At 65.8% G+C, this 21,243-nt stretch carries 16 protein-coding genes and 1 pseudogene; 7 read left to right on the plus strand and 10 right to left on the minus strand.

The features are described from left to right. Positions 1-44: 44 nt before the first annotated feature. The 5 genes from ACCQ13_RS07535 to ACCQ13_RS07555 all read right to left on the minus strand — a co-directional run bounded on the left by ACCQ13_RS07535 (position 45) and on the right by ACCQ13_RS07555 (position 3,522). Positions 45-527: a hypothetical protein gene (locus ACCQ13_RS07535; RefSeq protein WP_159406932.1), complete on the minus strand. Its 483-nt coding sequence runs from the start codon at positions 525-527 to the stop codon at positions 45-47. Continuing rightward, entirely contained in the window at positions 527-1,924 is a 1,398-nt protein-coding gene (locus ACCQ13_RS07540; RefSeq protein WP_159406933.1) for a PhoH family protein, read from the minus strand. Before ACCQ13_RS07540 ends, ACCQ13_RS07535 begins: the two co-directional genes overlap by 1 nt. A gap of 82 nt (positions 1,925-2,006) precedes the next feature. Beyond that, positions 2,007-2,489, minus strand: coding sequence for a peroxiredoxin (locus tag ACCQ13_RS07545; RefSeq protein WP_104601621.1), 483 nt, complete (start codon positions 2,487-2,489; stop codon positions 2,007-2,009). Between the two features lie 41 nt (positions 2,490-2,530). Continuing rightward, positions 2,531-2,881, minus strand: coding sequence for a ribonuclease E inhibitor RraB (locus ACCQ13_RS07550; protein ID WP_167526863.1), 351 nt, complete (start codon positions 2,879-2,881; stop codon positions 2,531-2,533). A 14-nt stretch (positions 2,882-2,895) separates the two neighbouring features. Then, entirely contained in the window at positions 2,896-3,522 is a 627-nt protein-coding gene (locus ACCQ13_RS07555; protein ID WP_104601619.1) for a glycine cleavage system transcriptional repressor, read from the minus strand. A gap of 92 nt (positions 3,523-3,614) precedes the next feature. Between ACCQ13_RS07555 and dapA the strand changes: the two genes are divergently transcribed. Both dapA and ACCQ13_RS07565 read left to right on the plus strand, forming a co-directional pair. Further along, positions 3,615-4,523 carry a 4-hydroxy-tetrahydrodipicolinate synthase gene (gene dapA / locus ACCQ13_RS07560; RefSeq protein WP_159406934.1) on the plus strand — a complete coding sequence of 303 codons (909 nt, stop codon included), beginning with the start codon at positions 3,615-3,617 and terminating at the stop codon, positions 4,521-4,523. Positions 4,524-4,539: 16 nt separating this feature from the next. Next, positions 4,540-5,058 carry a hypothetical protein gene (locus ACCQ13_RS07565; RefSeq protein WP_104601617.1) on the plus strand — a complete coding sequence of 173 codons (519 nt, stop codon included), beginning with the start codon at positions 4,540-4,542 and terminating at the stop codon, positions 5,056-5,058. Between the two features lie 106 nt (positions 5,059-5,164). Here ACCQ13_RS07565 and fdxA read toward each other — a convergent pair whose 3' ends face one another. The 5 genes from fdxA to ACCQ13_RS07590 all read right to left on the minus strand — a co-directional run bounded on the left by fdxA (position 5,165) and on the right by ACCQ13_RS07590 (position 9,263). Then, the gene (fdxA, locus tag ACCQ13_RS07570; protein WP_006453280.1) at positions 5,165-5,488 is read right to left on the minus strand and encodes a ferredoxin FdxA; all 324 of its coding nucleotides are present in this window, start codon (positions 5,486-5,488) and stop codon (positions 5,165-5,167) included. 217 nt (positions 5,489-5,705) lie between these two features. Continuing rightward, on the minus strand, positions 5,706-6,584 hold the full coding sequence (locus tag ACCQ13_RS07575; RefSeq protein ID WP_159406935.1) for a 2-dehydro-3-deoxygalactonokinase: 879 nt from the start codon (positions 6,582-6,584) through the stop codon (positions 5,706-5,708). Continuing rightward, positions 6,581-7,492: an SMP-30/gluconolactonase/LRE family protein gene (locus tag ACCQ13_RS07580; RefSeq protein WP_104601615.1), complete on the minus strand. Its 912-nt coding sequence runs from the start codon at positions 7,490-7,492 to the stop codon at positions 6,581-6,583. The genes ACCQ13_RS07575 and ACCQ13_RS07580 overlap by 4 nt, the downstream gene beginning before the upstream one ends. Next, entirely contained in the window at positions 7,486-8,634 is a 1,149-nt protein-coding gene (dgoD, locus tag ACCQ13_RS07585; protein ID WP_159406936.1) for a galactonate dehydratase, read from the minus strand. The genes ACCQ13_RS07580 and dgoD overlap by 7 nt, the downstream gene beginning before the upstream one ends. After that, positions 8,631-9,263: a 2-dehydro-3-deoxy-6-phosphogalactonate aldolase gene (locus ACCQ13_RS07590; protein WP_159406937.1), complete on the minus strand. Its 633-nt coding sequence runs from the start codon at positions 9,261-9,263 to the stop codon at positions 8,631-8,633. The genes dgoD and ACCQ13_RS07590 overlap by 4 nt, the downstream gene beginning before the upstream one ends. A 414-nt stretch (positions 9,264-9,677) precedes the next feature. Here ACCQ13_RS07590 and ACCQ13_RS07595 point away from each other — a divergent pair, with 414 nt between their 5' ends. From ACCQ13_RS07595 to ACCQ13_RS07615, 5 genes and pseudogenes are all read left to right on the plus strand, one after another. Beyond that, a complete protein-coding gene (locus ACCQ13_RS07595) occupies positions 9,678-10,649 on the plus strand; it encodes a LysR family transcriptional regulator (RefSeq protein ID WP_104601611.1) in 972 nt (323 codons plus the stop codon). Between the two features lie 259 nt (positions 10,650-10,908). Next, entirely contained in the window at positions 10,909-13,842 is a 2,934-nt protein-coding gene (locus ACCQ13_RS07600) for a TonB-dependent receptor (protein ID WP_159406938.1), read from the plus strand. Between the two features lie 333 nt (positions 13,843-14,175). After that, positions 14,176-16,802, plus strand: a pseudogene (locus tag ACCQ13_RS07605) (TonB-dependent receptor). A 111-nt stretch (positions 16,803-16,913) separates the two neighbouring features. Then, the gene (locus tag ACCQ13_RS07610) at positions 16,914-19,172 is read left to right on the plus strand and encodes a sialidase family protein (RefSeq protein WP_159406939.1); all 2,259 of its coding nucleotides are present in this window, start codon (positions 16,914-16,916) and stop codon (positions 19,170-19,172) included. A 106-nt stretch (positions 19,173-19,278) separates the two neighbouring features. Then, entirely contained in the window at positions 19,279-21,195 is a 1,917-nt protein-coding gene (locus ACCQ13_RS07615) for a sialate O-acetylesterase (protein WP_104601607.1), read from the plus strand. The last annotated feature ends 48 nt before the right edge of the window (positions 21,196-21,243 follow it).

Raw genomic sequence — 21,243 nt, forward strand, 5'->3', positions numbered from 1 at the left:
AGCGGATGCAGCGCGTGCGCCCGCTGGCGTGAAGCAGGGTTGCCTCAGGGGCTGCCGTTGATAGCGATTTCCGAAAATGCCCCGGTCTGCGGGTCGTACAGCGCGCCCCAGAACGCGCTGCCACCGTCGCAGACCCGGATCGCCTCGCGTGCCGGTCTGACCGGTGGGGCATTGGGCAGCTTGAAGGCGTTGATGTAGATCAGCTGCTGGCCCTGGATCACCACGCCGACATACTGGCGGTCGTATTCGCGCGGTTCGGCGATGGCCGGGGTCAGCGCATCCTGGCGCGACTCCAGCAATTCGACCTGCTGCTGGGTGGGGGCCCAATAGCCGCTGATGCGCCCGGGTTGGCGGGCGGGGCTGTCGCGCGAGCAGGTGTCCAGCACCTGCTCGGCGATGCCCTGCCGGCTGATGATCCACGACTGCCCGCTCTTGAGGTTGGTCGGCACGCTGGACGGCTGCTGCGTGGTGGCGCAGCCGGCCAGTGCGATCACCGCAAGCGCCAGCGCGCCGTGCAGGCTGCGCATCACAATACCTCCGAGGCGAAGTCGGCCAGGCGCGAGCGCTCGCCACGGCGCAAGGTGATGTGCGCGCTGTGCGGCCAGGCCTTGAAGCGGTCTACCGCGTAGGTCAGGCCCGAGGTGGTTTCGGTGAGGTAGGGCGTGTCGATCTGCTCGACGTTGCCCAGGCACACGATCTTGGTGCCGGGGCCGGCGCGGGTGATGAGCGTCTTCATCTGCTTCGGGGTGAGGTTCTGTGCCTCGTCCAGGATCAGATAGCGCGACAGGAAGGTGCGCCCGCGCATGAAGTTCATCGAGCGGATCTTGATGCGGCTGGCGAGCAGGTCGTTGGTGGCCGCGCGGCCCCACGAGCCGCCTTCTTGGTTATGCGTGAGCACTTCCAGGTTGTCGGTCAGCGCGCCCATCCATGGGGTCATCTTCTCTTCTTCGGTGCCGGGCAAAAAGCCGATGTCCTCGCCCACGCTGACGGTGGCGCGGGTCATGATGATCTCGCGGTAGCGCTGCTGGTCCATCGTCTGGGCCAGGCCGGCAGCGAGCGCGAGCAGCGTCTTGCCGGTACCGGCGGTGCCGAGCAGGGTGACGAAGTCGATCTCCGGGTCCATCAAGGCGTTGAGCGCGAAATTCTGCTCGCGGTTACGCGCCGCGATGCCCCAGACCGCGTGCTGGGCGGTGCGGAAGTCATCGACCAGGCACAGCGTGGCCTTGCCGCCGCCGACCCGCGCCACGCGCAGTTCCACCTCGTCCTCGCCTGGCAGGTACAGGTACTGGTTGGGGTACCAGTCCTCGTCGGCGGTCGGCACGATTTCGTAGTGGGTGCGGCCGCGCTCGTTCCAACTGCGCAGTTCCTGGTTGTGCTTCTGCCAGAAATCTTCCGGCAGTTCGATCGCACCGGTGAACAGCAGGCTGAAATCGTCCAGCGCGCGGTCGTTCTGGTAGTCCTCGGCGACCAGGCCGCTGATGTAGGCCTTGATGCGCAGGTTGATGTCCTTGGACACCAGGATGACCGGCACCTCCGGATTTTCTTCGCGCAGCGCCAGCACCGAGGCCAGGATCTTGTTGTCCGGCAGCATCGCGCCGAAGGTGCGGCCCGGGTCGATCGGGTGGATCTGGAAGTACAGCCGGCCGATCGCGGCCTGGCCCTTGAGCTGGATGCCCTGCGGGTGGCGCAGCACGATGCCGGCCTGGATCTGCTCGGCGTTGGTGTTCTCCAGCAGCTCATCCAGGAAGCGGCTGACCTGGCGCGCGTTGCGGCTGACTTCGGAAGTGCCCTTCTTGGCGTTGTCTAGCTCCTCGATCACCTGCATCGGCAGGAAGACATCGTGCTCCTCGAACTTGAACAGCGCGGTGGGATCGTGCATCAGCACGTTGGTGTCCAGCACGTAGATGCGCTTGCCTCGGGTCATTGGGTCTTCCAGGTGATGAAGCAGGGGCGAGCCATCACGCCTGCCGGGGCAGGGTGATGGAGGACGCGGGAAGCGAGGGGTGTCACTGTTTGGCGTGCGCCTTCAACGCGGCCAGCACGGCCTCGGCATGGCCGGCCACCTTGACCTTGCGCCATTCCTGCACGATGCGCCCCTCGGGCGAGAGCAGGAAGGTGCTGCGCTCGATGCCGAGCACCTGCTTGCCATACATGTTCTTTTCCTTAATGACGTCGAAGGCGCGGCACAGGGCCTCGTCGCCATCGCTGACCAGCGGAAAGGCAAACCCCTGCTTGGCGCAAAAATTGTCGTGCGACTTCACCGAATCGCGCGAGACGCCCAGCACGGCGGCGCCGGCTTTCTTGAACTGCGGCAGCAGTGCGTTGAAGTCCAGGCCTTCGGTGGTGCAGCCGGGCGTGCTGTCCTTGGGGTAGAAGTAGATCACCAGCCACTGGCCGGCATGGTCGCGCAGGTTGGTCTGGGTGCCGCCGGACAGCGCCAGCGGCAGGTCGAGGGTGGCGGCAGGAAGTTGAGTGGCAGCGTCGGTCATCGTTGCTCGGCCTGTGAAGGGAGGATGTGGTCGGCGGCCGATCAGGCCGGCCCGACGTCCATCCCATCATAAGCAGCGATATGGAAACGTTTGGCAAGCGCATCGAACTGCGCATTGCGCTGATTCAGCGACTCCAGCGTGTGATGCTCGCGCTTGTCTACATGCAGGAAATACGACTGCTCGTCGTCGCCATCGTCTTCGTCGCGTTCGCCGAGGAAGATGTCGATGACCCGGTAGCCATCCTTGGTCAATTGCTCGGCGAGCCGTTGCAGCGGTTGTTGCGCCGGGTCGGCGAAGAAATATTCCCAGCGCAGCGGGCCATCCAGATCCCAGTCGGTTTCCGAGCGGATGTGGTCGAACATCTGTTGCAGCGCGGACAGCGCGATGGCCATGGGGTGCTCCTGCCTCAGAACTTCATCGGGTCCATGATCGCGTCGAGATTGAGGTGATCACAGAATTCCAGGAAATCATCGCGCAAGGCGGCGATGTGCATGTTGGCCGGCACGCCGATGGTCACCTGCGCCGAGAACATCTCCGCACCGGTCTGCATGGCGCGGTAGCGGGTGCTCTGCAGGTTTTCGATGGTGATGCCCTGGCGGTCGAAGAAATCGGCCAGCTGGAACAGGATGCCGGGCTTGTCGGCGGCAATCACCTCGACGATGTATGGCAGCAGGTTGGACTGCGCCTGCTTGGGGCCGGTGCGGTACCACACCAGCTTCAGGCCTTCCTCGCGTTCCAGGCGGGTCAGCATGGCTTCGAGCTTGGCGACCGAGTCCCAGGAGCCGGTGGCCAGTGCGGTGACCGAGACATCGCGCCCCACCGTGGCCAGGCGGGCGTCGACGAGATTGCAGCCGCTGTCGGCGATGCGGCGGGTGACGGGCAACAGGGGGGACTCCGGATGCGTCGTGTAGGCGTTAATCAGGAGGTGGTTTTCGGTCGGCGAAGGCCGGGGAGTCGAGTCGGTCAAAGGGGCTTCCGGCGTTGCATCAGGCTGAATGGCCGCCCGGGCAGGCGCCCTGGCGGTGACCAGCATACTTGCCCGTGGTTTCGCGCCGCAAGTAACATGCAGCTGGTCTCAACCTGCGCTCGCGCGGGCCTCTCCTGTCACGTAAGAGCAGCAGAATCTTGTCCCTTTCCGGCATCATCACCGCGCTGGCGACCCCCTTCGGTCCCAACGGCGCACTCGACCTGGATGCCTGGCGGCGGTTGCTGGAGCAGCAACTGCGCGGCGGTGTGCAGGGAATCGTGGTTGCCGGCTCCACCGGCGAAGCGGCGACCCTCAGCGACGACGAATACGACACGCTGCTGCGTGCGGCGGTGGCGCAGGTGGCCGGCCGTGTGCCGGTGCTGGCCGGGACCGGCCTGTCCGGCACCGCCAAGACCATCGTGCAGACGCGCCGCGTCGCCGCCCTGGGTGCGCAGTACGCGCTGGTGGTCACGCCACCGTACGTGCGGCCGACCCAGGCGGGGTTGAAGGCGCATTTTCAGGCAGTCGCCGACCAGGGCGGGTTGCCGGTGGTGCTGTACAACGTGCCGGGCCGTACCGGCTGCGACCTGCTGCCCGAGACGGTGGCCGAGCTGGTCGGTCACCCGAACATCGTCGGCATCAAGGAAGCCCGCAGCGAATCCGAGCGCGTGGCCGCGCTGGTGACGCTGCGCAGCGCCACCTTTGCGATACTCAGCGGCGACGACGGCAGTGCCGCGCAGGCGATGCTGGCCGGCGCCGATGGTCTGGTCTCGGTGGCGTCCAACGCCTTGCCATCGGCGTATCGGCGCCTGTGCGACCTGTCGCGTGCCGGCCAGCGCGAAGCGGCGCTGGCCTGGGACGCACGCCTGCGCGAGTACCACAGCTTCTGCGGGATCGAATCCAATCCCATCCCGGTCAAGGCGCTGCTGCAGCGCGCCGGGATCGGGCATGGCCTGCGCCTGCCGCTACTGCCACTTTCCCCGGCGCACCAGCCTGCCGCCGACCGCCTTGCCGCCGACGCCATCGCGTTGGAAGCGCTTTCCAGCCGCGAAATGCTCGCGGCCTGACCCAGGAGATCTATCGATGCGTCCTTCCGTTTCCCCCGTCCGCGTGCTGTCGCTCGCGTTGCTGGCGACCGCCACCGTCGCTGCCACGAGCGGTTGCAGCTGGTTCAAGAAGGGCGCGCGCGGCGATTATGCGCTGGCGCCGGAGTCTCGCCCGCTGGAAGTGCCGCCAGACCTGAATCTGCCCGACACCTCCGGTGCCATGAAGGTTCCGACCCTGGCCTCGGCCACGCAGCAGAACACCAACACGCCGCCGTCGGCGAGCGCCAACAGTGGCTTCAACGTGGCGGGCGAGCGCGACGAGGTGTTCGCCAAGGTGGGTGCAGCGCTGGCCGATATCCCCGGCCTGACCATCGCCAGCAAGGCGCAGATGCTTGGCTCCTACGACGTGAGCTACGAGGGTTCCAGCTTCCTGGTGCGCGTGGTCAAGGTCGAGGCGGGCAGCTACGTGTCGGCAGTGGACCCGCGCGGCATGCCGGCCACGGCGGCCGCGCCGGTGGCGGTGATCTCCTCGCTGAAGAGCAAGCTCGGCGGCTGAGTGGTTGTCAGCATGGCCGGATAGCGAAACGGGCGCCTGAGGCGCCCGTTTTGTTTTGCAGTGCTCGCGGTGAGGGGCTGGCGGGGGGCGCTCGCCGAAGGCGGCCTCAGCGTTGCAGCAGCGGCAGCTTGTTCGGCTTGCCGTCCCATTCGGCGGCATCGGGCAGCGGTTCCTGGCGCACGGTCAGCACCGGCCAGGCCTTGGCCAGCTCGGCATTGAGCGCAACGAAGCCTTCCTGGCCAGCCGGCACGTCGTCTTCCGGGTAGATCGCATTGGCCGGGCATTCCGGTTCGCACAAGGTGCAATCGATGCACTCGTCCGGGTCGATGACCAGGAAGTTCGGGCCAACGTGGAAGCAATCCACCGGGCAGACTTCGACGCAGTCGGTGTATTTGCACTTGATGCAGTTTTCGGTGACAACAAAAGGCATGGCGGAATCCGGCGTTTAGCCTGTCAATTCTAAAGCAGTCTGGTGGCGGGTGTGAGGTTGCTGCGCTGTTGCGTGGAGCTGGCTGTTTTGCTGCGCGCGCTGCAAGTTTTGCCTGCACGAACGCCTTGCCTGGTGAGATGGCTGCCTTCCGCCGTACCCTCACCCCAACCCCTCTCCCGGGGGGAGAGGGGCTTTTTGTCCTGTCTGCACCCAGAATTCAGGCCAAAGCGCGTTGCTGGGCCAGGGCGTACAGGCCGGCGGCGGCCAAGTCCTCCGGGTGGTACTGGGTCTGGACACCCAGATGCGTCAACGCCAGCGCGTAGCGCTGCGCCAGCGCGGGGCTGCCGACCAGATGCACGGTGGCGTGCGTGCCGCGGTGCTCGCGCAGTTCGTGGCCGATCAACAGGCCGGACAGGTACGAGGGCAGCGCCTGCGCGTCCAGGCGGTCGAACAGGCCCAGCGTACGGGTGCCGAACAGGTGATGGCTGAGCCCGCCCGGTTCGGCGCTGCGCGCGATACCGAGCAGGAACGCGCGCTCGTCGAGTTCGGCGTGGGGGTCGGGGATCAGCTTGCCGAGGATGCTGTGCTGGCACAGCACCGCGTACAGCTCGCCGGTCATGACGGTGGCGAAGTCGGTCAGCCGGCCATTGCCGAGCGTGGCCCATTTGCTGTGCGTGCCCGGCAGGCAGGCCACGTGCTCCCCCTGGCCCAGGCTGGCGAGCAGGCCGACCAGCTGGGTTTCCTCGCCACGCATCACGTCGGGCACGCCGCGCCGCTCGCCGGTGCTGACGCCGGGCACGAACCACAGCGTGCGGCCGGGCAGCAGGTCCTGGTAGCGGCGCATGGCCGCTGCCAGCGCAGCGGTGTCGGTGGGGCAGGGCAGGTAGGCCTGTTCGACCCAGCCATTGCGGCTGCCGATCATGCCCGAGAGCAGTACCGGGCCGTCCCAGCCGTCGATCAATGCGCTCAGCACGTCGGCAAAGCGGCCCTGGCAGGCCAGGATGCCGTCGCTGCTGCGACGTTGGTCGAGCACGGCGCCGCTGGCGTCGAGCAGGTAGGCGCGCAGGCTGCTGGTGCCCCAGTCGACGGCGATCATGCGCTGGCCACCCGGCTTTCGGGCAGGCCGGCGATGGCGAGATCGCAGACGAACAGGCTGCCGGCGTCGGGCATGCGGGCGAGTTCTTCGGCGCTCTGGTCCAGACGCGAGGAAATCACGTACAGGCGATCCAGTGCCGCGCCGCCGAAGGCGCTGCAGGTGGGGTGCTTGACCGGCAGCTGCACGATGCGCTCCACGCTGCCATCGGGGCGATAGCGCACCACGCGCGAGGCGCGCCATTGCGCATTCCACAGGTGGCCCTGGCTGTCGATGATGGAGCCGTCCGGTTCGGCGTCGTCACGATCCAGGGTGGTGAACACCCGCGTGTTGCTGGTCTGCGCGGTCTCCGGATCGTAATCGCAGCACAGGATCTGCGGGCGTACCGAGTCGCAGTAGTACAGGGTGCGGCCGTCCAGGCTGAAGCAGATCGAGTTGGGGATCGACACGCCCGGCAGCGGCAACGCACGCAAGCCATGCGCCAGCGAGAACTGATACAGCGCGCCGCGTGCGGCCTTGGTGGCGTGTTCGTCCATGGTGCCGAACACCAGATTGCCGTGCCGATCGACGCGGCCATCGTTGCTGCGCGTGTGCGGGTTGCCGGTTTCGAAGTCGGCCAGCGTTTCGAATGGCAGCGCGTCGGCGTCGGTGTTGTCCGGGTCGACCACGCCAATCGCCTTGGCCAGCGCGACCAGTACACGGCCATCGTCCATCAGGCCCAGGCATCCGGGGCGATCGGGCAGCGTCCAGTAGCGCGATTGCGCCGTGGCCGGATGATGCCGCCACAGGCGCTTCTCGCTGATGTCGACCCAGTACAGCGCCTGGCGCTGCTCGCACCACAGCACGCCTTCGCCGTGCGTGCAGCGGCTGTCGAGCGCCAGCACGGCGGTGTGTTCGGGCATGCTCACCATTCGGCGATACTGCCATCGCTGTGGCGCCACACCGGGTTACGCCAGTCCGGCGGAGTTTCGTTGGCGCGCTTGAGCATGGCTTCGTCGATCTCCACACCCAGCCCGGGCTTGGGCAACGCGGCGATGCTGCCATCGATACACTGAAAATCGTCTTTGTTGATGACGTAATCGAGCAGGTCGGCGCCTTCGTTGTAGTGGATGCCGATGCTCTGTTCCTGCAGCACCGCGTTGTGCGAGACGAAGTCCACGTGCAGGCAGGCGGCCAAGGCAATCGGGCCGAGCGGGCAGTGCGGGGCGAAGCCGACATCGTAGGCTTCGGCCATCGCGGCGATCTTGACGCATTCGGTGATGCCGCCAGCATGCGAGAGATCCGGCTGCACCATGCCGATGCCACCGGCGCACAGCACGTTCTTGAACTCGAAGCGCGAGAACATGCGCTCGCCGGCCGCCAACGGAATCGAGGTGCTCGCGGCCAGGCGCGGGTAGTACTCGGCTTGTTCGGCCAGCACCGGTTCTTCGACGAACAAGGGCTTGAACGGTTCGAGCTCGCGCAGCAGTGCCTTGGCCATCGGCGCGCCGACGCGGCCATGGAAGTCGATGCCGAAATCGATGGCGTTGCCGAAGGTTTCGCGGATCTCGGCCACCTTGACCACCGCCGCATCGACCGCGCGCGCGCTGTCGATCAGCTTCATTTCCTCGGTACCGTTGAACTTGAAGGTGTCGAAACCCAGCGCGCGGTAGTCGGTGATCTGCTGGATGATGGCCCCGGGGCGGTCGCCGCCGACCCAGCGGTAGGTCTTCATGCGATCGCGTACCAGCCCGCCCAGCAGCTCGTACACCGGCACGCCCAGCGCCTTGCCCTTGATGTCCCACAGCGCCTGGTCGATGCCGGCGATGGCGCTCATCAGGATGGCACCGCCGCGATAGAAACCGGCGCGGTACATGGTCTGCCACAGGTCGTTGATGCGCGCCGGGTCCTTGCCGACGATGTAGCCGGCCAGTTCGTGCACGGCCGCTTCCACGCTGCGCGCGCGGCCTTCGATGACCGGCTCGCCCCAACCGGTGATGCCTTCGTCGGTCTCGACCTTGAGGAACAGCCAGCGCGGTGCGGCGTGGTAGGTGGTGAGGCGGGTGATCTTCATCCTTGCAGTTCCTGGTAGGCCTGCACGAACGCGCGTGCATGCGTCTGGGTTGTTTCGAGGGATTGGCCGGGTTTGTACAGTTCGCCACCGATGCCGGCACCGGCAGCGCCCTGGGCGATGAAACCGGCCAGGGTCTGTGGGCCGACGCCGCCGACCACGTAGACCGGGATGTGCCTGGGCAGCACCGAGCGCAGCGCGCGCACATGCGCCGCGCCATAAGTCGCCGCCGGGAACAGTTTCAGGATCGTTGCGCCGGCATCGATGGCGTCGAATGCCTCGCTGGCGGTGGCAAAGCCGGCCACCACGGTCAGGCCGCGCGCCACTGCATGGCGGATCAGGCTGGGGCGCGTATTCGGGGTGACGATGAAGCGCGCACCGATCTCGGCCAGGGTGTCCACGTCGTCGTTGCGCAGCACGGTGCCGGCACCGATCCAGGCGCGCTTGCCATAGGTCTGCTGGGCCAGCGCAATGCTCTGCTCCCAGCGCGGCGAATTGAGCGGGATCTCGATCGCATCGAAGCCGGCGTCGATCAGCGCGCCGACATGGTCGGGCGTCTCTTCCGGGGTGATGCCACGCAGGATGGCGATCAGCGGCAGGGCGAACAGGCTGGCGGTGGTGTCTGAGGTCATGCGGTTACTCGCGGTAGAGCGGAAAGCGGCCGTTGGCGACCGAGTGGCCGGCAACGTTTGAGGAGCGTGCGCGACTGCGCGGGCAGAAGATTGCCGCCAATGCGCAATCCAGTGTCAAAAACGCAATGCGGGGAGGCGCTGCGCCAACGCGCACACGACCAGGCGCGGCATGCGTATGCCGGCTGCTACAGCGCGCAAGTCGCCGGCAAGTTGCGGTCATCGTCGTCCACCTCCATGGTCATGGCATGCGTGTTGCCGCCTGGTCGAGGCGGGTCACGTCTGTTCTGGCCGCGCCCGGGAGGTCGGGGCTCCTGCTGCGGCGAGCGCTAGCCTCGCGCGGTGAGATATGTGCGGCAAATGAAATTTTCGGCATATTCTATTCCCTCGATGAATACACGGCCGTAATCGCATCCCATGGCAAATTCCGCGACTCCCTGGTTCAACGCCGCCCGGCTCAAGACACGCCAACTGTTGCTGCTGCTGCATCTGCATGAACAACGCTCGGTGCTGCGTGCGGCCGAGGCCGCCAGCATGACCCAGCCGGCCGCTTCCAAGCTGCTGGCCGAAATGGAAGACATGCTCGGGGTGAAACTATTCGAACGGCACGCCCGCGGTGTCGAGCCGACCTGGTATGGGCATGTACTGATCCGGCGCGCCCGCGCGGCCATGTCGGAGATCGGCCGCGCGCAGGAAGAAATTGCCGCCCTGCGTGCCGGGCGGATGGGGCAGGCCTCGATCGGCACCGTGGTCAACCCGGGCACCAACCTGGTGCCGCAGGCCATTGCCGAGGTCAAACGCGAGTTTCCGGACATCCTGGTGCGGGTGGAGATGGACTACAGCCGTCCGCTGGTGGCCAAGTTGCTGGATGGCCAGCTCGATATCGTGATTGGCCGCATCCTGGGGCCGGAAGGGGTGGGCGAGCTGGAGTTCGAGCCGCTGGCCGACGAGCCGCATTCGGTGATCGCCCGCGCCGGCCACCCGCTGGCCAGCCGCGCCGGCCTGCAGCATGCGGACCTGGTGCGCCATGGCTGGATCCTGCCGCCGGCCGACAGCGTGCTGCGCGCGCGGCTGGACTCGATGTTCATGGAGCACGGCGTGCAGACGCCGACCAATGCCATCGAAACCTCGTCCCTGCCGGTCACCTCGACCCTGCTGCGCGGCACCGACATGCTGACCGCCTTGCCGGTGGAGTCGGTGGCGCCACTGATCCAGGCCAAGCTGCTGACGGTGCTGCCGATTGAACTGGGGGTGCGGATGGAGTCGTTCGGCATCATCCGGCGGCGCGATTACGTGCTGCCTCCGGGCGCCGAACGCATCCTGCAGGCGCTGCGCACCACGGCGCGCCGGTTATACCCAGGTCTGCGCGGGCCGGAATCCCTTGGCTGAGCAAGCTCTTCCATTGGTATTCCGTGGGGTGATATCACCCTGTGAAATTTTCATTGGTTGGCGGTGGCGCACGCGCCTATATCTGTGCGCCAGATCCCATGCTGAAGCGTACGTGAAGTCGGGCAAGTGATCGGCGGTCTAGCCGCCATGTAGCAACAACGTGGAGCCGGCGCCAGCGTCCGTCTCCGCACGATCACGCGGGGCGTGTTGCGCCGCGACAACCAGTCTTCAGTCGTCTCGCGTCCTGGGAGGGATTCAGATGTACAAGTTTTCAAGCCATGCCTCGGCAGGTACGGGCGTGCGTGCGCGTCGTACCCCACGTTTGCGCCACTCGGCCATGGCCGTCAGCATCGGTTTACTGCTCGCCGCGCCGGTCTATGCGCAACAGGCGCCGTCGTCGCCGGACGCCGCCTCGGGCAAGGCCGGCAGCACAGCAGTGGACCTGGACACGGTGGAAGTGCGTGGCGTGCGCGCCAGCTTGATCAAGTCGCAGGTCATCAAGCGCGATGCGGCGCAGATCGTGGATTCGGTCAGTGCCGAAGACATCGGCGCGCTGCCCGACCGCAGCGTCACCGAAACCCTGCAGCGCGTCAGCGGCGTGACCATCGATCACTTCGCCGCGCGCAGCGACCCGGATCACTTCTCGGCCGAAGGCAGTGGCGTGATGATCCGCGGCCTGACCCAGGTGCGCGGCGAGCTCAACGGGCGCGACATCTTCAGTGCCGCCAGCGGCCGCGGCCTGAGCTTTGAAGACGTGCCGGCCGAGCTGATGGCCGGCGTGGACGTGTACAAGAACCCCTCCGCGGAGATCATCGAAGGCGGCCTGGGCGGCACGGTCAACCTGCGCACGCGCATGCCGTTTGACAACCCGGGCCGCATCGTCGGCGGCAACGTCGACGTCAACTACGGCGATATGAGCAAGAAGTACAAGCCTTCGGCGTCGTTCCTGTTCAGCGATCGCTGGCAGACCGGTATCGGCGAAATGGGCTTCATGATCGATATCGCCCATTCCGAACTGGCGACGCGCTCGGATGGCATCCAGGTCGAGCCATACGTGCGCCGCACCGACGCGGCGGTGCTGGTGGGCAGCGGCCGCAGCGAAGTGTTCGTGCCGGGCGGGGTCAACTGGCGCCAGCTGGATTTCGAACGCAAGCGCGACGGCATTGCCGCTGCCTTCCAGTGGCGGCCCAGCGACCAGACCGAGATCTACGCGCAGTACCTGCGTTCGCAGTACGACATGAACTGGCAGGAGCGCGCGGCGTTCTTCAACGACAGCAACAACAGCATCAGCCCGGCGCCGGGCACCACCTTCCAGTACGACCAGAATGGCGTGTTCCAGCGCGGTTCGCCGGTGTCCAACTCCTGGCGCGGCCAGCTGACCGGCGACGGCGTGCGCTTCAACACCGATAACCGCTATTCGGATCAGCAGACCACCACTTCGGACCTGTCGGTGGGGTTCAGCCATTACTTCAACGACAATCTGCAGATCAAGGGCGACGTGCAACTGGTGCAGTCGGAAAACGACCAGCTGGACTTCACCGTGTTCAGCGCGACCTATCTGCCCGGGCTGACCTATGACGTGTCGGGCAAGTATCCGAGCGTGCAGATCGCCAACCAGGGCTTCACCCAGGACCCGTCCAATTATTTCTGGGCCGCAGCGATGGATCACCTGGGCCACAACCGCGGGCGCCAGCTGTCCACCCGCGTTGACCTGGAATACACCTTCCAGGACAGCAGCTGGCTGCGCTTTGCGCGCTTCGGCATGCGCGCCACCGACCGCAACCAGATCAACAAGAACTCCGGCTACAACTGGGGCGTGCTGTCGGACAACTGGGCGGCCATTCCCGGCAGTCCAAACGGCCTGGCCACCATGTCGCAGTTCCTGCCCGACGAGTCCTCGCAGTTCACCTTCTCCAACTTCTTCCGCGGTGGGGTGAATGTGCCGACCACCCTGGTGGTGCCCAACAGCGGGTTGGTGAGGAACTACGGGCGTGCATCGGAGCTGCTGCAGCAGCAGATCGTCGCACTGCGTGGGTGGGGCTGGGCACCGGACACCTACCAGCCGCAGGACACCAATCGTCAGTTCGAGCGTACCCAGGCCGCCTACGCGGCGCTGTACTTTGGCAACGACGAGGCCTGGGGCGTGCCGGTGGACGGCAATGTGGGCGTGCGCATCGTGCAGACCAAGACCCAGGCCGAAGGGTTTGGGCAGTTCCAGGATCTGTCCGGTCTGAACGTCTCGCCGGAGTTGCGGGCGCGGTATACCGGCCAGTACTTCGACAACAACGCGCAGGGTAGCTATACCAACGTGCTGCCGAGCCTGAACATGCGCTTGCGCTTCACCGACACCTTGCAGTGGCGTATTGCCGCCTCCAAGGCGATGGCGCGTCCGGACTACACCCAGTTGCAGCCCTATGTGCTGCTGAACGTGGAGACCGACGATGCCGGCAACGCCACCAACTTCGTCGGCACGGCGGGTAATCCCAACCTCAAGCCGATGACCGCCAACCAGTTCGATACCGCGCTGGAGTGGTACTTCGACACCAGCGACATGCTGTACGCCACGCTGTTCTACAAGAAAGTGAAGGACTACTTCTCCACCCAGACCCGCAGCGAGACCTACGACAACCGGCAGTGGCTGGTGACCCGGCCCTACAACACCGACGAAGGCATCATCCGTGGCGCCGAAGTGGGCTATACGCAGTTCTTCGACGAACTGCCGGGCTGGATGAGCGGGTTCGGCGTCAATGCCAACTTCACTTTTGTCGACAGCAAGGGCGGCGCCAACACCGCCATCGATCCCTACACCCGCACCACCGTGGACGGCGTCGAGCTGCCGCTGGAAGGTCTGTCGCGGCGCAGCTACAACCTGGCCGGCATCTACGAGAAGGGTCCGTTGTCGTTGCGCCTGGCCTATAACTGGCGCTCGCGCTACCTGTTGACCACCAGCGACGCGGCCACCCGGCTGCCGACCTGGGCAGACGACTATGGTCAGCTCGATGGCTCGTTCTTCTACCGCTTCAACGCGCATCTGCAGCTCGGCGTACAGGCCAACAACCTGACCAACACCGTGACCAAGGTGCTGATGGGCCCCACCTCGTACGAGGGCGGCGAAGTGGATACCCGGTTGTATACCCGTTCCTCGTTCGTCAACGACCGCCGCTACTCGTTGGTATTGCGCATGAATTGGTAGTGCAGTCGGTCACTGTTGCAGTGTGCGCGCCTTCGCAGATGCTGGCGCGCGCCGTGAAACCCGGTTTCGTTGGCAGGCAATGCCTGGGGAATCGGGTTTCGCGTTATTGATATATCTTTAACGAATACCTCCGCAGGAATATTTCATTGGTGTGGCATGACAGCCGCGCCCTATGCTCCCGCCGCTAGCGCCAGGTAGGCCTTGCAAGGTTTACCTCGCGTCGGTGCACTCATGCTCTAGGCCTGGGGCGGCTCCGACAGCAATGACGACGGGCCGGGCGTTCGCGCACCGGCCTGCTAAAACAGCAGTACATGCGTCCTGGGAGGGAGCACCATGTCAGTGCAACATCGCCACATTCCGGCAGTCCGGGCTGTGGGTCAGCGTTCGATCCGTGATTTCCGCCGCTCGGTGATGGCCATCAGTGTGGCCACGCTGCTGAGCGCGCAGGCCTATGCGCAGGATGCGACCACCACGGCCGCCCCGGCGTCGGAAGCGACCACCCAGCAGCTGGACACGGTGCAGGTCACCGGAACCCGCAGCAGCGTCACCAAGGCGCAGCTGGTCAAGCAGAACGCCGAGCAGATCGTCGATTCCATCGTCGCCGAAGACATCGGCAAGCTGCCCGACAGCAACGTCGCCGAAGCGCTGCAGCGCATCTCCGGCATCCAGATTTCGCGCAACTACGGCGAAGGCAGCTCCATCGCCATCCGCGGCCTGACCCAGGTGCGTACCGAGCTCAATGGTCGCGACATCTTCACCGCCAACGACGGCCGTGGCCTGAGCTTCGAAGACGTGTCCGCCGAATTGCTTGCCGGCGTCAACGTCTACAAGAATCCCTCGGCCGACATGATCGAAGGTGGTCTGGGCGGCACCGTGGACCTGCGCACGCGCCTGCCGTTCGATTACGAAGGTCGCAAGATCGCCGGCAGCGTGCAGTACAACTATTACGACCTGGCCGATGAGGGCAAGCCGGCGTTCTCTGGCCTGTTCAGCGACCGCTGGCAGACCGGGATCGGCGAGATCGGCATCCTGGTGAACTACTCGCAGCAGAAGAGCCCGTTCCGCCAGGACACCATTTCCATCGAGCCGTGGTACACCCAAACCGATCTGCCGGGCTACGAAGGCCGGGAAATCTCGGTGCCGCATGGCGCCGGTATCAACACCACCGTTTCAGCTGGCACGACTATTCGTTCTTCGCGCTGACCGGTGCCAACCCGATGCAGGGGACCCCCGGCATCCAGGTCAACAGCCGCAACGAGTTCGTCAACGGTACCTTCCAGAACGTGCCGGCCGACTCCAACACCAGCCTGACCGAGCGGCATTCGGTGACTACCGACTACTCGCTGGGCGGCAAGTGGACGGTCAATGAAAAACTGACCTTGAGCACCGACTTCCAGTACGTCGATGCGACCACCACCGGCACGCGCTATATCGTGGCCACCGGCTTGAACAACACACCGTTCTTCAACGTGGATTTCCGTGGCGATCTGCCCACGTTGTCGGTGACCGACGCCAGTGGTGCCGAAGGTTTCCTGGCCAACCAGAACAACTACAACGGCTGGCGCTGGCACCTGGACAATAAGGACGACAACACCGGCACCGAGTTCGCGTGGCGCTCGGACATGGACCTGGCGTTCGACAGCGATTTCGTGCGCAGCTTCAAGGCTGGTGTGCGCTACACCGACCGCGATGCCGAAACCAAGGGCGGCGTGTTCCGCTTCATGTGCATCAACGGATGTGCCGGCACGCCGTTCTCGCAATTCCCCAGCGTGGGCGTGGTGACCAACCCGATCACCGATTTCTTCCGTGGCAAGAGCAGCACCTTCGGTCCGACGCTGACGGCATCGGATGCGGCCGTGGCCAACTACGAGCAGACGCTTGCCACTTTCGGTGGCACGCCGCTGGTGTTTGCGCCCAACAACATCAACACGCAGAACGAGAAGACCTACGCGGCCTACGGCGTGCTGCGCTTTGGCGTGGATGGCGACATTCCGTTTGACGGCAATATCGGCATGCGCGTGGTGCGGACCGAAGTGGGCTCGCAGGGCGTGCGTACCGCCACAGACGCCGAAGGCGGTGGTCTGATTCCGGTGGACGCGCAGCAGACCTATACCGATGTGTTGCCGAGCTTGAATCTACGCTGGATGTTGAGCGACCAGTTGCAGTGGCGCTTTGCGGCCTCGCGTGGTATTTCGCGTCCCACTTTCGACCGCCTCAATCCCAACCTGACCCTGAGTACCGGCACCTCCAATACCGGCACCGCCACGCGTACCGGTGCGGCAGGCAACCCGGACCTGGAGGCAGTGAAGGCCGATCAGTTCGATACCGCGCTGGAGTGGTATTTCGGCCAGGGCTCGATGATGTATGGCACGGTGTTCTACAAGAAGGTGGAAGGCTTCATCGCCAACGCCGTCTTCAACGAGGTGTACGACGGCCAGGTGTGGCAGATCACCCGTCCAGTCAACGGCGATTCGGGCAGGATCCGTGGTGCGGAACTGGGCTACACGCAGTTCTTCGACTTCCTGCCGGGCTGGCTGAGCGGCTTCGGCCTGCAGACCAACTACACCTACGTCGATAGCGAGGCGCCCAGCCCCACCGCCACCGACACCAACGGCCAGTCGTTGACGGTGCCGCTGGAAGGCCTGTCCAAGAACAGCTACAACGCGATCCTCAGCTATGAGACGGCGCGCTTCCAGGGCCGTGTGGCCTACAACTGGCGCAGCGACTGGCTGGTGACCACCGCAGGCAACGGCACCGGCAACCTGCCGGTCTACAACAAGGGCTTTGGCCAGCTGGATGCCTCGCTGCGTTTCAACCTCAATGAGGTGTGGTCGATTTCGCTGGATGGCGTGAACCTGCTCGATACCCGTCGCGAAAGCTACCTGGGCAACGAGTCGCGCTACCGTGATTTCGTCATCAACGATCGTCGGTATGGCCTGACCTTGCGGGCCAGCCTGTAGAACGCGCCGTAGGAAGTGCGTCTCCGGTCCGGCGAGCTGTGCAGGCAGCTCGTTGGACCGGTGTTTTTTCGATCGATGGCGCTGCCGTCGATCGCGAGGGGAGCCGGAGGAATGATCGCCATGATCGATCCGCCTACTAAGCGCCGCCTTTTCGCAGCACACGAATGGCTGACTGCTGTTTGCCTGACGCTGGTGTTGCCCTTCATGACGCCCCACGTGTCTGCGGCCGAGCCCGGCACGCCAGGGTCGTATCACTGGCGCAGTGTCGCCATCGGCGGTGGCGGCTTCGTCACCGGCGTGCTGTTCCATCCCGCCGAGCGCGATCTTGCCTATGCACGCACCGATGTCGGTGGCGCGTATCGCTGGGATGCGCGTGCGCAGCAGTGGATTGCCCTGACCGACTGGCTGGGTGCGGACGACTGGAACCTGATGGGCATCGATGCATTCGCCATCGACCCTGCTAACCCCGAGGCCATCTACCTGGCAGCGGGCACCTATCTGCACGAGCGCGCCGGCAATGCGGCGGTGCTGCGCTCGTTCGACCGTGGCCGCCGCTTCGAGCGTGCCGACCTGCCGTTCAAGCTGGGGGGCAACCAGCTGGGGCGGGCCAATGGCGAGCGGCTGGCAGTGGACCCGCACGATGGCCGGGTGCTGCTGCTGGGTTCGCGCGATGCCGGCCTGTGGCGCAGTGCGGATCGCGGCGTGCACTGGTCGCGTGTTACCGGTTTTCCCGCCGATGCATTTGCTGGCGCGACCGCACGCAACCACGTTGGACGCGAACAAAAGGTGGGTGTTGCATTCGTGATGTTCGATGCGGGCAGTGGCGTCAAGGGTGCAGCGACACCGCGCATCTATGTCGGCATGTCCACCCAACAGACCAGCCTGTATGTGTCCGAGGATGCGGGCCGCAGCTGGTCTGCGGTGCCCGGGCAGCCCAAGGGCCTGCGTCCCAGCCATCTGGCCGGCGGCAGCGACGGGCACTGGTATCTGAGCTACGGCGACCAGCCCGGTCCAGACCTGATGGCCGGCGGTGCGCTGTGGAAATACACACCCGCGCAGGCGCGCTGGGAGCAGATCAGCCCGATTCCGCAGCCGGCCGACGGCGATGGTTTCGGCTGGGGCGCGGTGGCGGTGGATCCGCAGCAGCCGCAGGTCATCCTGGCCAGTACCTTTCGCCGCCGCACGCCGCGCGATGAGCTGTTTCGTAGTGTCGATGGCGGCAAGCATTGGACGCCGCTATTGGCCGATGCGGTGTTCGACCACAGCGCCGCACCGTGGACCGCGCAGGCAACGCCGCACTGGATGGGCGCGCTGGCGATCGATCCGTTCGACAGCAACCACGCGCTGTTCGTCACCGGCTACGGCATCTGGGCCTCGCGCAATCTGCGCGATGCCGCACGCAGGCAACAGCCGTTGCATTGGTGGTTCCAGGATCGCGGGCTGGAGGAAACCGTGCCGCTGGATCTGCTCAGCCCGATGGCCGGTGCGCACCTGCTCAGTGCGTTGGGCGATATCGATGGCTTTCGCCATGACGATCTGGACAGCGCACAACTGCAATACGCCGGCCCGCGCCTGACCAATGGCGAGAGCATCGATGCTGCCGGCCAGGTACCGTTGACGGTGGTCCGCAGCGGCACCGTGCGCAATCGCCGCAACAACGACATCCGCGCGCTGTACTCGCGCGATGGCGGCACGCACTGGCGCGCGTTCGCCAGCGAACCGCCGGCCGGGCAGGGCGCCGGCACAATCGCCATCGGCGCCGATGCGGCGCAGGTGGTGTGGGCGCCTGAGCAGGGCGGCAACTGGCGCACGGCGGATTTCGGTACGCACTGGCAGCGCGTGCAGGGTCTGCCCGAGACTGCCGTGGTGGTGGCCGACCGCGTGGATGCGCAGCGTTGGTATGCCGCCGATTCGCTCAGCGGGCGCCTGTACGAAAGCACCGATGGTGCGGCCAGTTTCCGCGATACCGGGCAGTCGCTGGGCACGCCGGCGCGCGATGAGCGCGTGCGTCCACAGCTGCGGCCCGATCCATGGCGCGCCGGGGTGGTGTATCTGGCCAGCCCCGCGCGTGGCGTGATGCGTTGGCAGGACGGCCGCCTGCGCACCCTGTCGACACTGGACGAGGCACGCTCGCTGGGCATCGGCAAGCCGTTGCGTGATGGCGCGCCACCGGCGCTGTATCTGGCCGGTCGCGTGGATGGGGTGGACGGGGTGTTCCGCTCCGACGACGAAGGTGCGCACTGGCAACGCATCAACGACGACGCGCATCGCTTCGGCAAGCCGTATAGCGTCACCGGCGACCCACGACTTCCCGGTCGGGTGTATTTCGCGACCGGTGGACGTGGCATCTTCTACGGCGACCCACGATGAGCGCGCCGTCCGTGCGCGTGTCATCGCGCTGTTCTACCGTGTCCATCTTCGTCCCCCGTTGCCTCGTTGCGCGCCGACTGGCCGCGCCGACCCTGGAGATCACTGCATGACCGTCACCTTCGTTCGCCGCGCCTGCCTGCTGGGCCTGGCGCTGGTCAGCCCGCTTGCAGCGGCGCAGCCGACCCTGCCCCTGTTGTTCGGCGATGGCGCAGTGCTGCAGCGCGACCAGCCGATGCCGGTGTGGGGTTGGTCCACACCCAAGGCATCCATCACCGTCAGCTTCGACGGCAAGCGCGCCACCACCCAGGCCGATGCGCAGGGAGCCTGGAGGCTCAGCCTGCCGGCGCACACTGCGGGCGGCCCCTACGTGCTGAGCGTGCAGGGCGACGGTGGCGAGTTGCAGGTGCGCGACGTGCTGGTCGGCGATGTCTGGTTGGCCAGCGGGCAATCGAACATGGAATGGCCATTGGCGCAGGCCAGCGATGGTCCGCAGGCGGTAGCGGCGGCCAACGATCCGCAGCTGCGTCACTTCAAGGTGCCCAAGTCGTGGTCGGTGCAGCCAGAGGCGCGCCTGAGCGGGGGCGACTGGAAGGCCGCTACGCCTGCCAACGCCGGCGAGTTCACCGCGGTGGGCTACTTCTTCGCCAAGGAGCTGCGCGCCAGCACCGGCGTGCCGATCGGCATCATCAACAGTAGCTGGGGCGGCAGCGCGATCGAAGCGTGGATGGACGCCGCCTCGTTGGGTTTGAACGCCACCCAGAACCAGGGCGCGATCAAGGCGATCCAGCAGCGCGATGCCGCGGCGCAGGCCGCCACAGGCAAGCGCATCGCGCGCTGGCCGAGGGTCGATGGCGACATGCCGCAATGGCGTGAGCCGGACTTCGACGACCGCGATTGGGACAGCATCCCGACCAGCCAGCAATGGGAGGCCAGCGGCTTCGATGGCATGGACGGCATTGCCTGGTACCGCACCACCTTCACCTTGACGGCTGCGCAAGCCAAGGCCGGCATCGCGCTGGGCGTGGGCCAGATCGACGACTCGGACATCACCTACGTCAACGGCCAGCAGGTCGGCAGCACCGAAAAGCAGTGGAACCTGCCACGCATCTACCAGGTGCCGGCGGCGGCGCTCAAGGCCGGTGTCAACCACATCGCGGTACGCGTGGAAGATCTCAGCGGCGGTGGCGGCATGCATGGCCCGGACGCGCAGCGCTTCGTGCAGACCAACGATGGCGCCAAGCGTGCATTGAGCGGCTGGAAGTTCCGCCCTGCGGCTGTGCGCGTTTCACTCACCGACAACAAGAACCAGCTGCCCACGCTGCTGTACAACCAGATGATCCACCCGCTGCAGCCGTTTCCGGTCAAGGGCGTGCTCTGGTACCAGGGCGAAACCAATGCCAACGCGAGCGGGGCAGTGAAGTATCGCGAACAGTTCGCCGCGATGATCCAGCAGTGGCGCGCCGAACGCGGCCAGAAGACGCTGCCGTTTCTATGGGTGCAGCTGGCCAACTTCAAGGCCGGCGGCGACAAGGGCGAGCTGAGCCCGTGGGCATTGCTGCGTGAGTCGCAGTCCAAGACGCTGGCACTGCCGGCGACCGGGCAGGCGGTCATCATCGATATCGGCAACCCCAGCGACATCCATCCCACCAACAAGCGCGATGTCGGGCATCGCCTGGCGCTGGCGGCACGGCACGTGGCCTATGACGAAACACTGGTCTACAGCGCGCCGGTATTCAAACGCGCGCGTTTCGACGGCGACAAGGCCGTGCTGACGTTCGATCTGCAGGGCAGTGCGCTGCAGGTGCGTGGCGGTGGTGCGGTGCAGGGTTTGCAAATTGCTGGCGCCGATCAGCGCTTCCATCCTGCCACCGCGCAGATCGATGGCGATCGCATGACCGTGCGTAGCGAGGCCGTCAATGCGCCGGTTGCCGTGCGCTATGGCTGGAGCGAGAACCCCGACGACGCCAACCTCATCAATCGTGAGCAGTTGCCCGTTTCCCCCTTCCGCACCGATACCTGGTGACACGGAGTCTTATGACCATGCATTCCCCCGTTGCACGCGCCATCGCTG

The sequence above is a fragment of the Xanthomonas sp. NCPPB 1638 genome, from assembly GCF_041475635.2.
In the GTDB taxonomy this organism is placed as follows: Bacteria; Pseudomonadota; Gammaproteobacteria; order Xanthomonadales; family Xanthomonadaceae; genus Xanthomonas; species Xanthomonas cucurbitae.

What these genes read in the sequence shown, in the direction of transcription:
- ACCQ13_RS07535 (WP_159406932.1), bottom strand. Translation starts at nt 527, where the DNA reads ATGCGCAGCCTGCACGGCGCGCTGGCGCTTGCGGTGATCGCACTGGCC.
- ACCQ13_RS07540 (WP_159406933.1), bottom strand. Translation starts at nt 1,924, where the DNA reads ATGACCCGAGGCAAGCGCATCTACGTGCTGGACACCAACGTGCTGATG.
- ACCQ13_RS07545 (WP_104601621.1), bottom strand. Translation starts at nt 2,489, where the DNA reads ATGACCGACGCTGCCACTCAACTTCCTGCCGCCACCCTCGACCTGCCG.
- ACCQ13_RS07550 (WP_167526863.1), bottom strand. Translation starts at nt 2,881, where the DNA reads ATGGCCATCGCGCTGTCCGCGCTGCAACAGATGTTCGACCACATCCGC.
- ACCQ13_RS07555 (WP_104601619.1), bottom strand. Translation starts at nt 3,522, where the DNA reads ATGCTGGTCACCGCCAGGGCGCCTGCCCGGGCGGCCATTCAGCCTGAT.
- ACCQ13_RS07565 (WP_104601617.1), top strand. Translation starts at nt 4,540, where the DNA reads ATGCGTCCTTCCGTTTCCCCCGTCCGCGTGCTGTCGCTCGCGTTGCTG.
- fdxA (WP_006453280.1), bottom strand. Translation starts at nt 5,488, where the DNA reads ATGCCTTTTGTTGTCACCGAAAACTGCATCAAGTGCAAATACACCGAC.
- ACCQ13_RS07575 (WP_159406935.1), bottom strand. Translation starts at nt 6,584, where the DNA reads ATGATCGCCGTCGACTGGGGCACCAGCAGCCTGCGCGCCTACCTGCTC.
- ACCQ13_RS07580 (WP_104601615.1), bottom strand. Translation starts at nt 7,492, where the DNA reads ATGGTGAGCATGCCCGAACACACCGCCGTGCTGGCGCTCGACAGCCGC.
- dgoD (WP_159406936.1), bottom strand. Translation starts at nt 8,634, where the DNA reads ATGAAGATCACCCGCCTCACCACCTACCACGCCGCACCGCGCTGGCTG.
- ACCQ13_RS07590 (WP_159406937.1), bottom strand. Translation starts at nt 9,263, where the DNA reads ATGACCTCAGACACCACCGCCAGCCTGTTCGCCCTGCCGCTGATCGCC.
- ACCQ13_RS07595 (WP_104601611.1), top strand. Translation starts at nt 9,678, where the DNA reads ATGGCAAATTCCGCGACTCCCTGGTTCAACGCCGCCCGGCTCAAGACA.
- ACCQ13_RS07600 (WP_159406938.1), top strand. Translation starts at nt 10,909, where the DNA reads ATGTACAAGTTTTCAAGCCATGCCTCGGCAGGTACGGGCGTGCGTGCG.
- ACCQ13_RS07610 (WP_159406939.1), top strand. Translation starts at nt 16,914, where the DNA reads ATGATCGCCATGATCGATCCGCCTACTAAGCGCCGCCTTTTCGCAGCA.
- ACCQ13_RS07615 (WP_104601607.1), top strand. Translation starts at nt 19,279, where the DNA reads ATGACCGTCACCTTCGTTCGCCGCGCCTGCCTGCTGGGCCTGGCGCTG.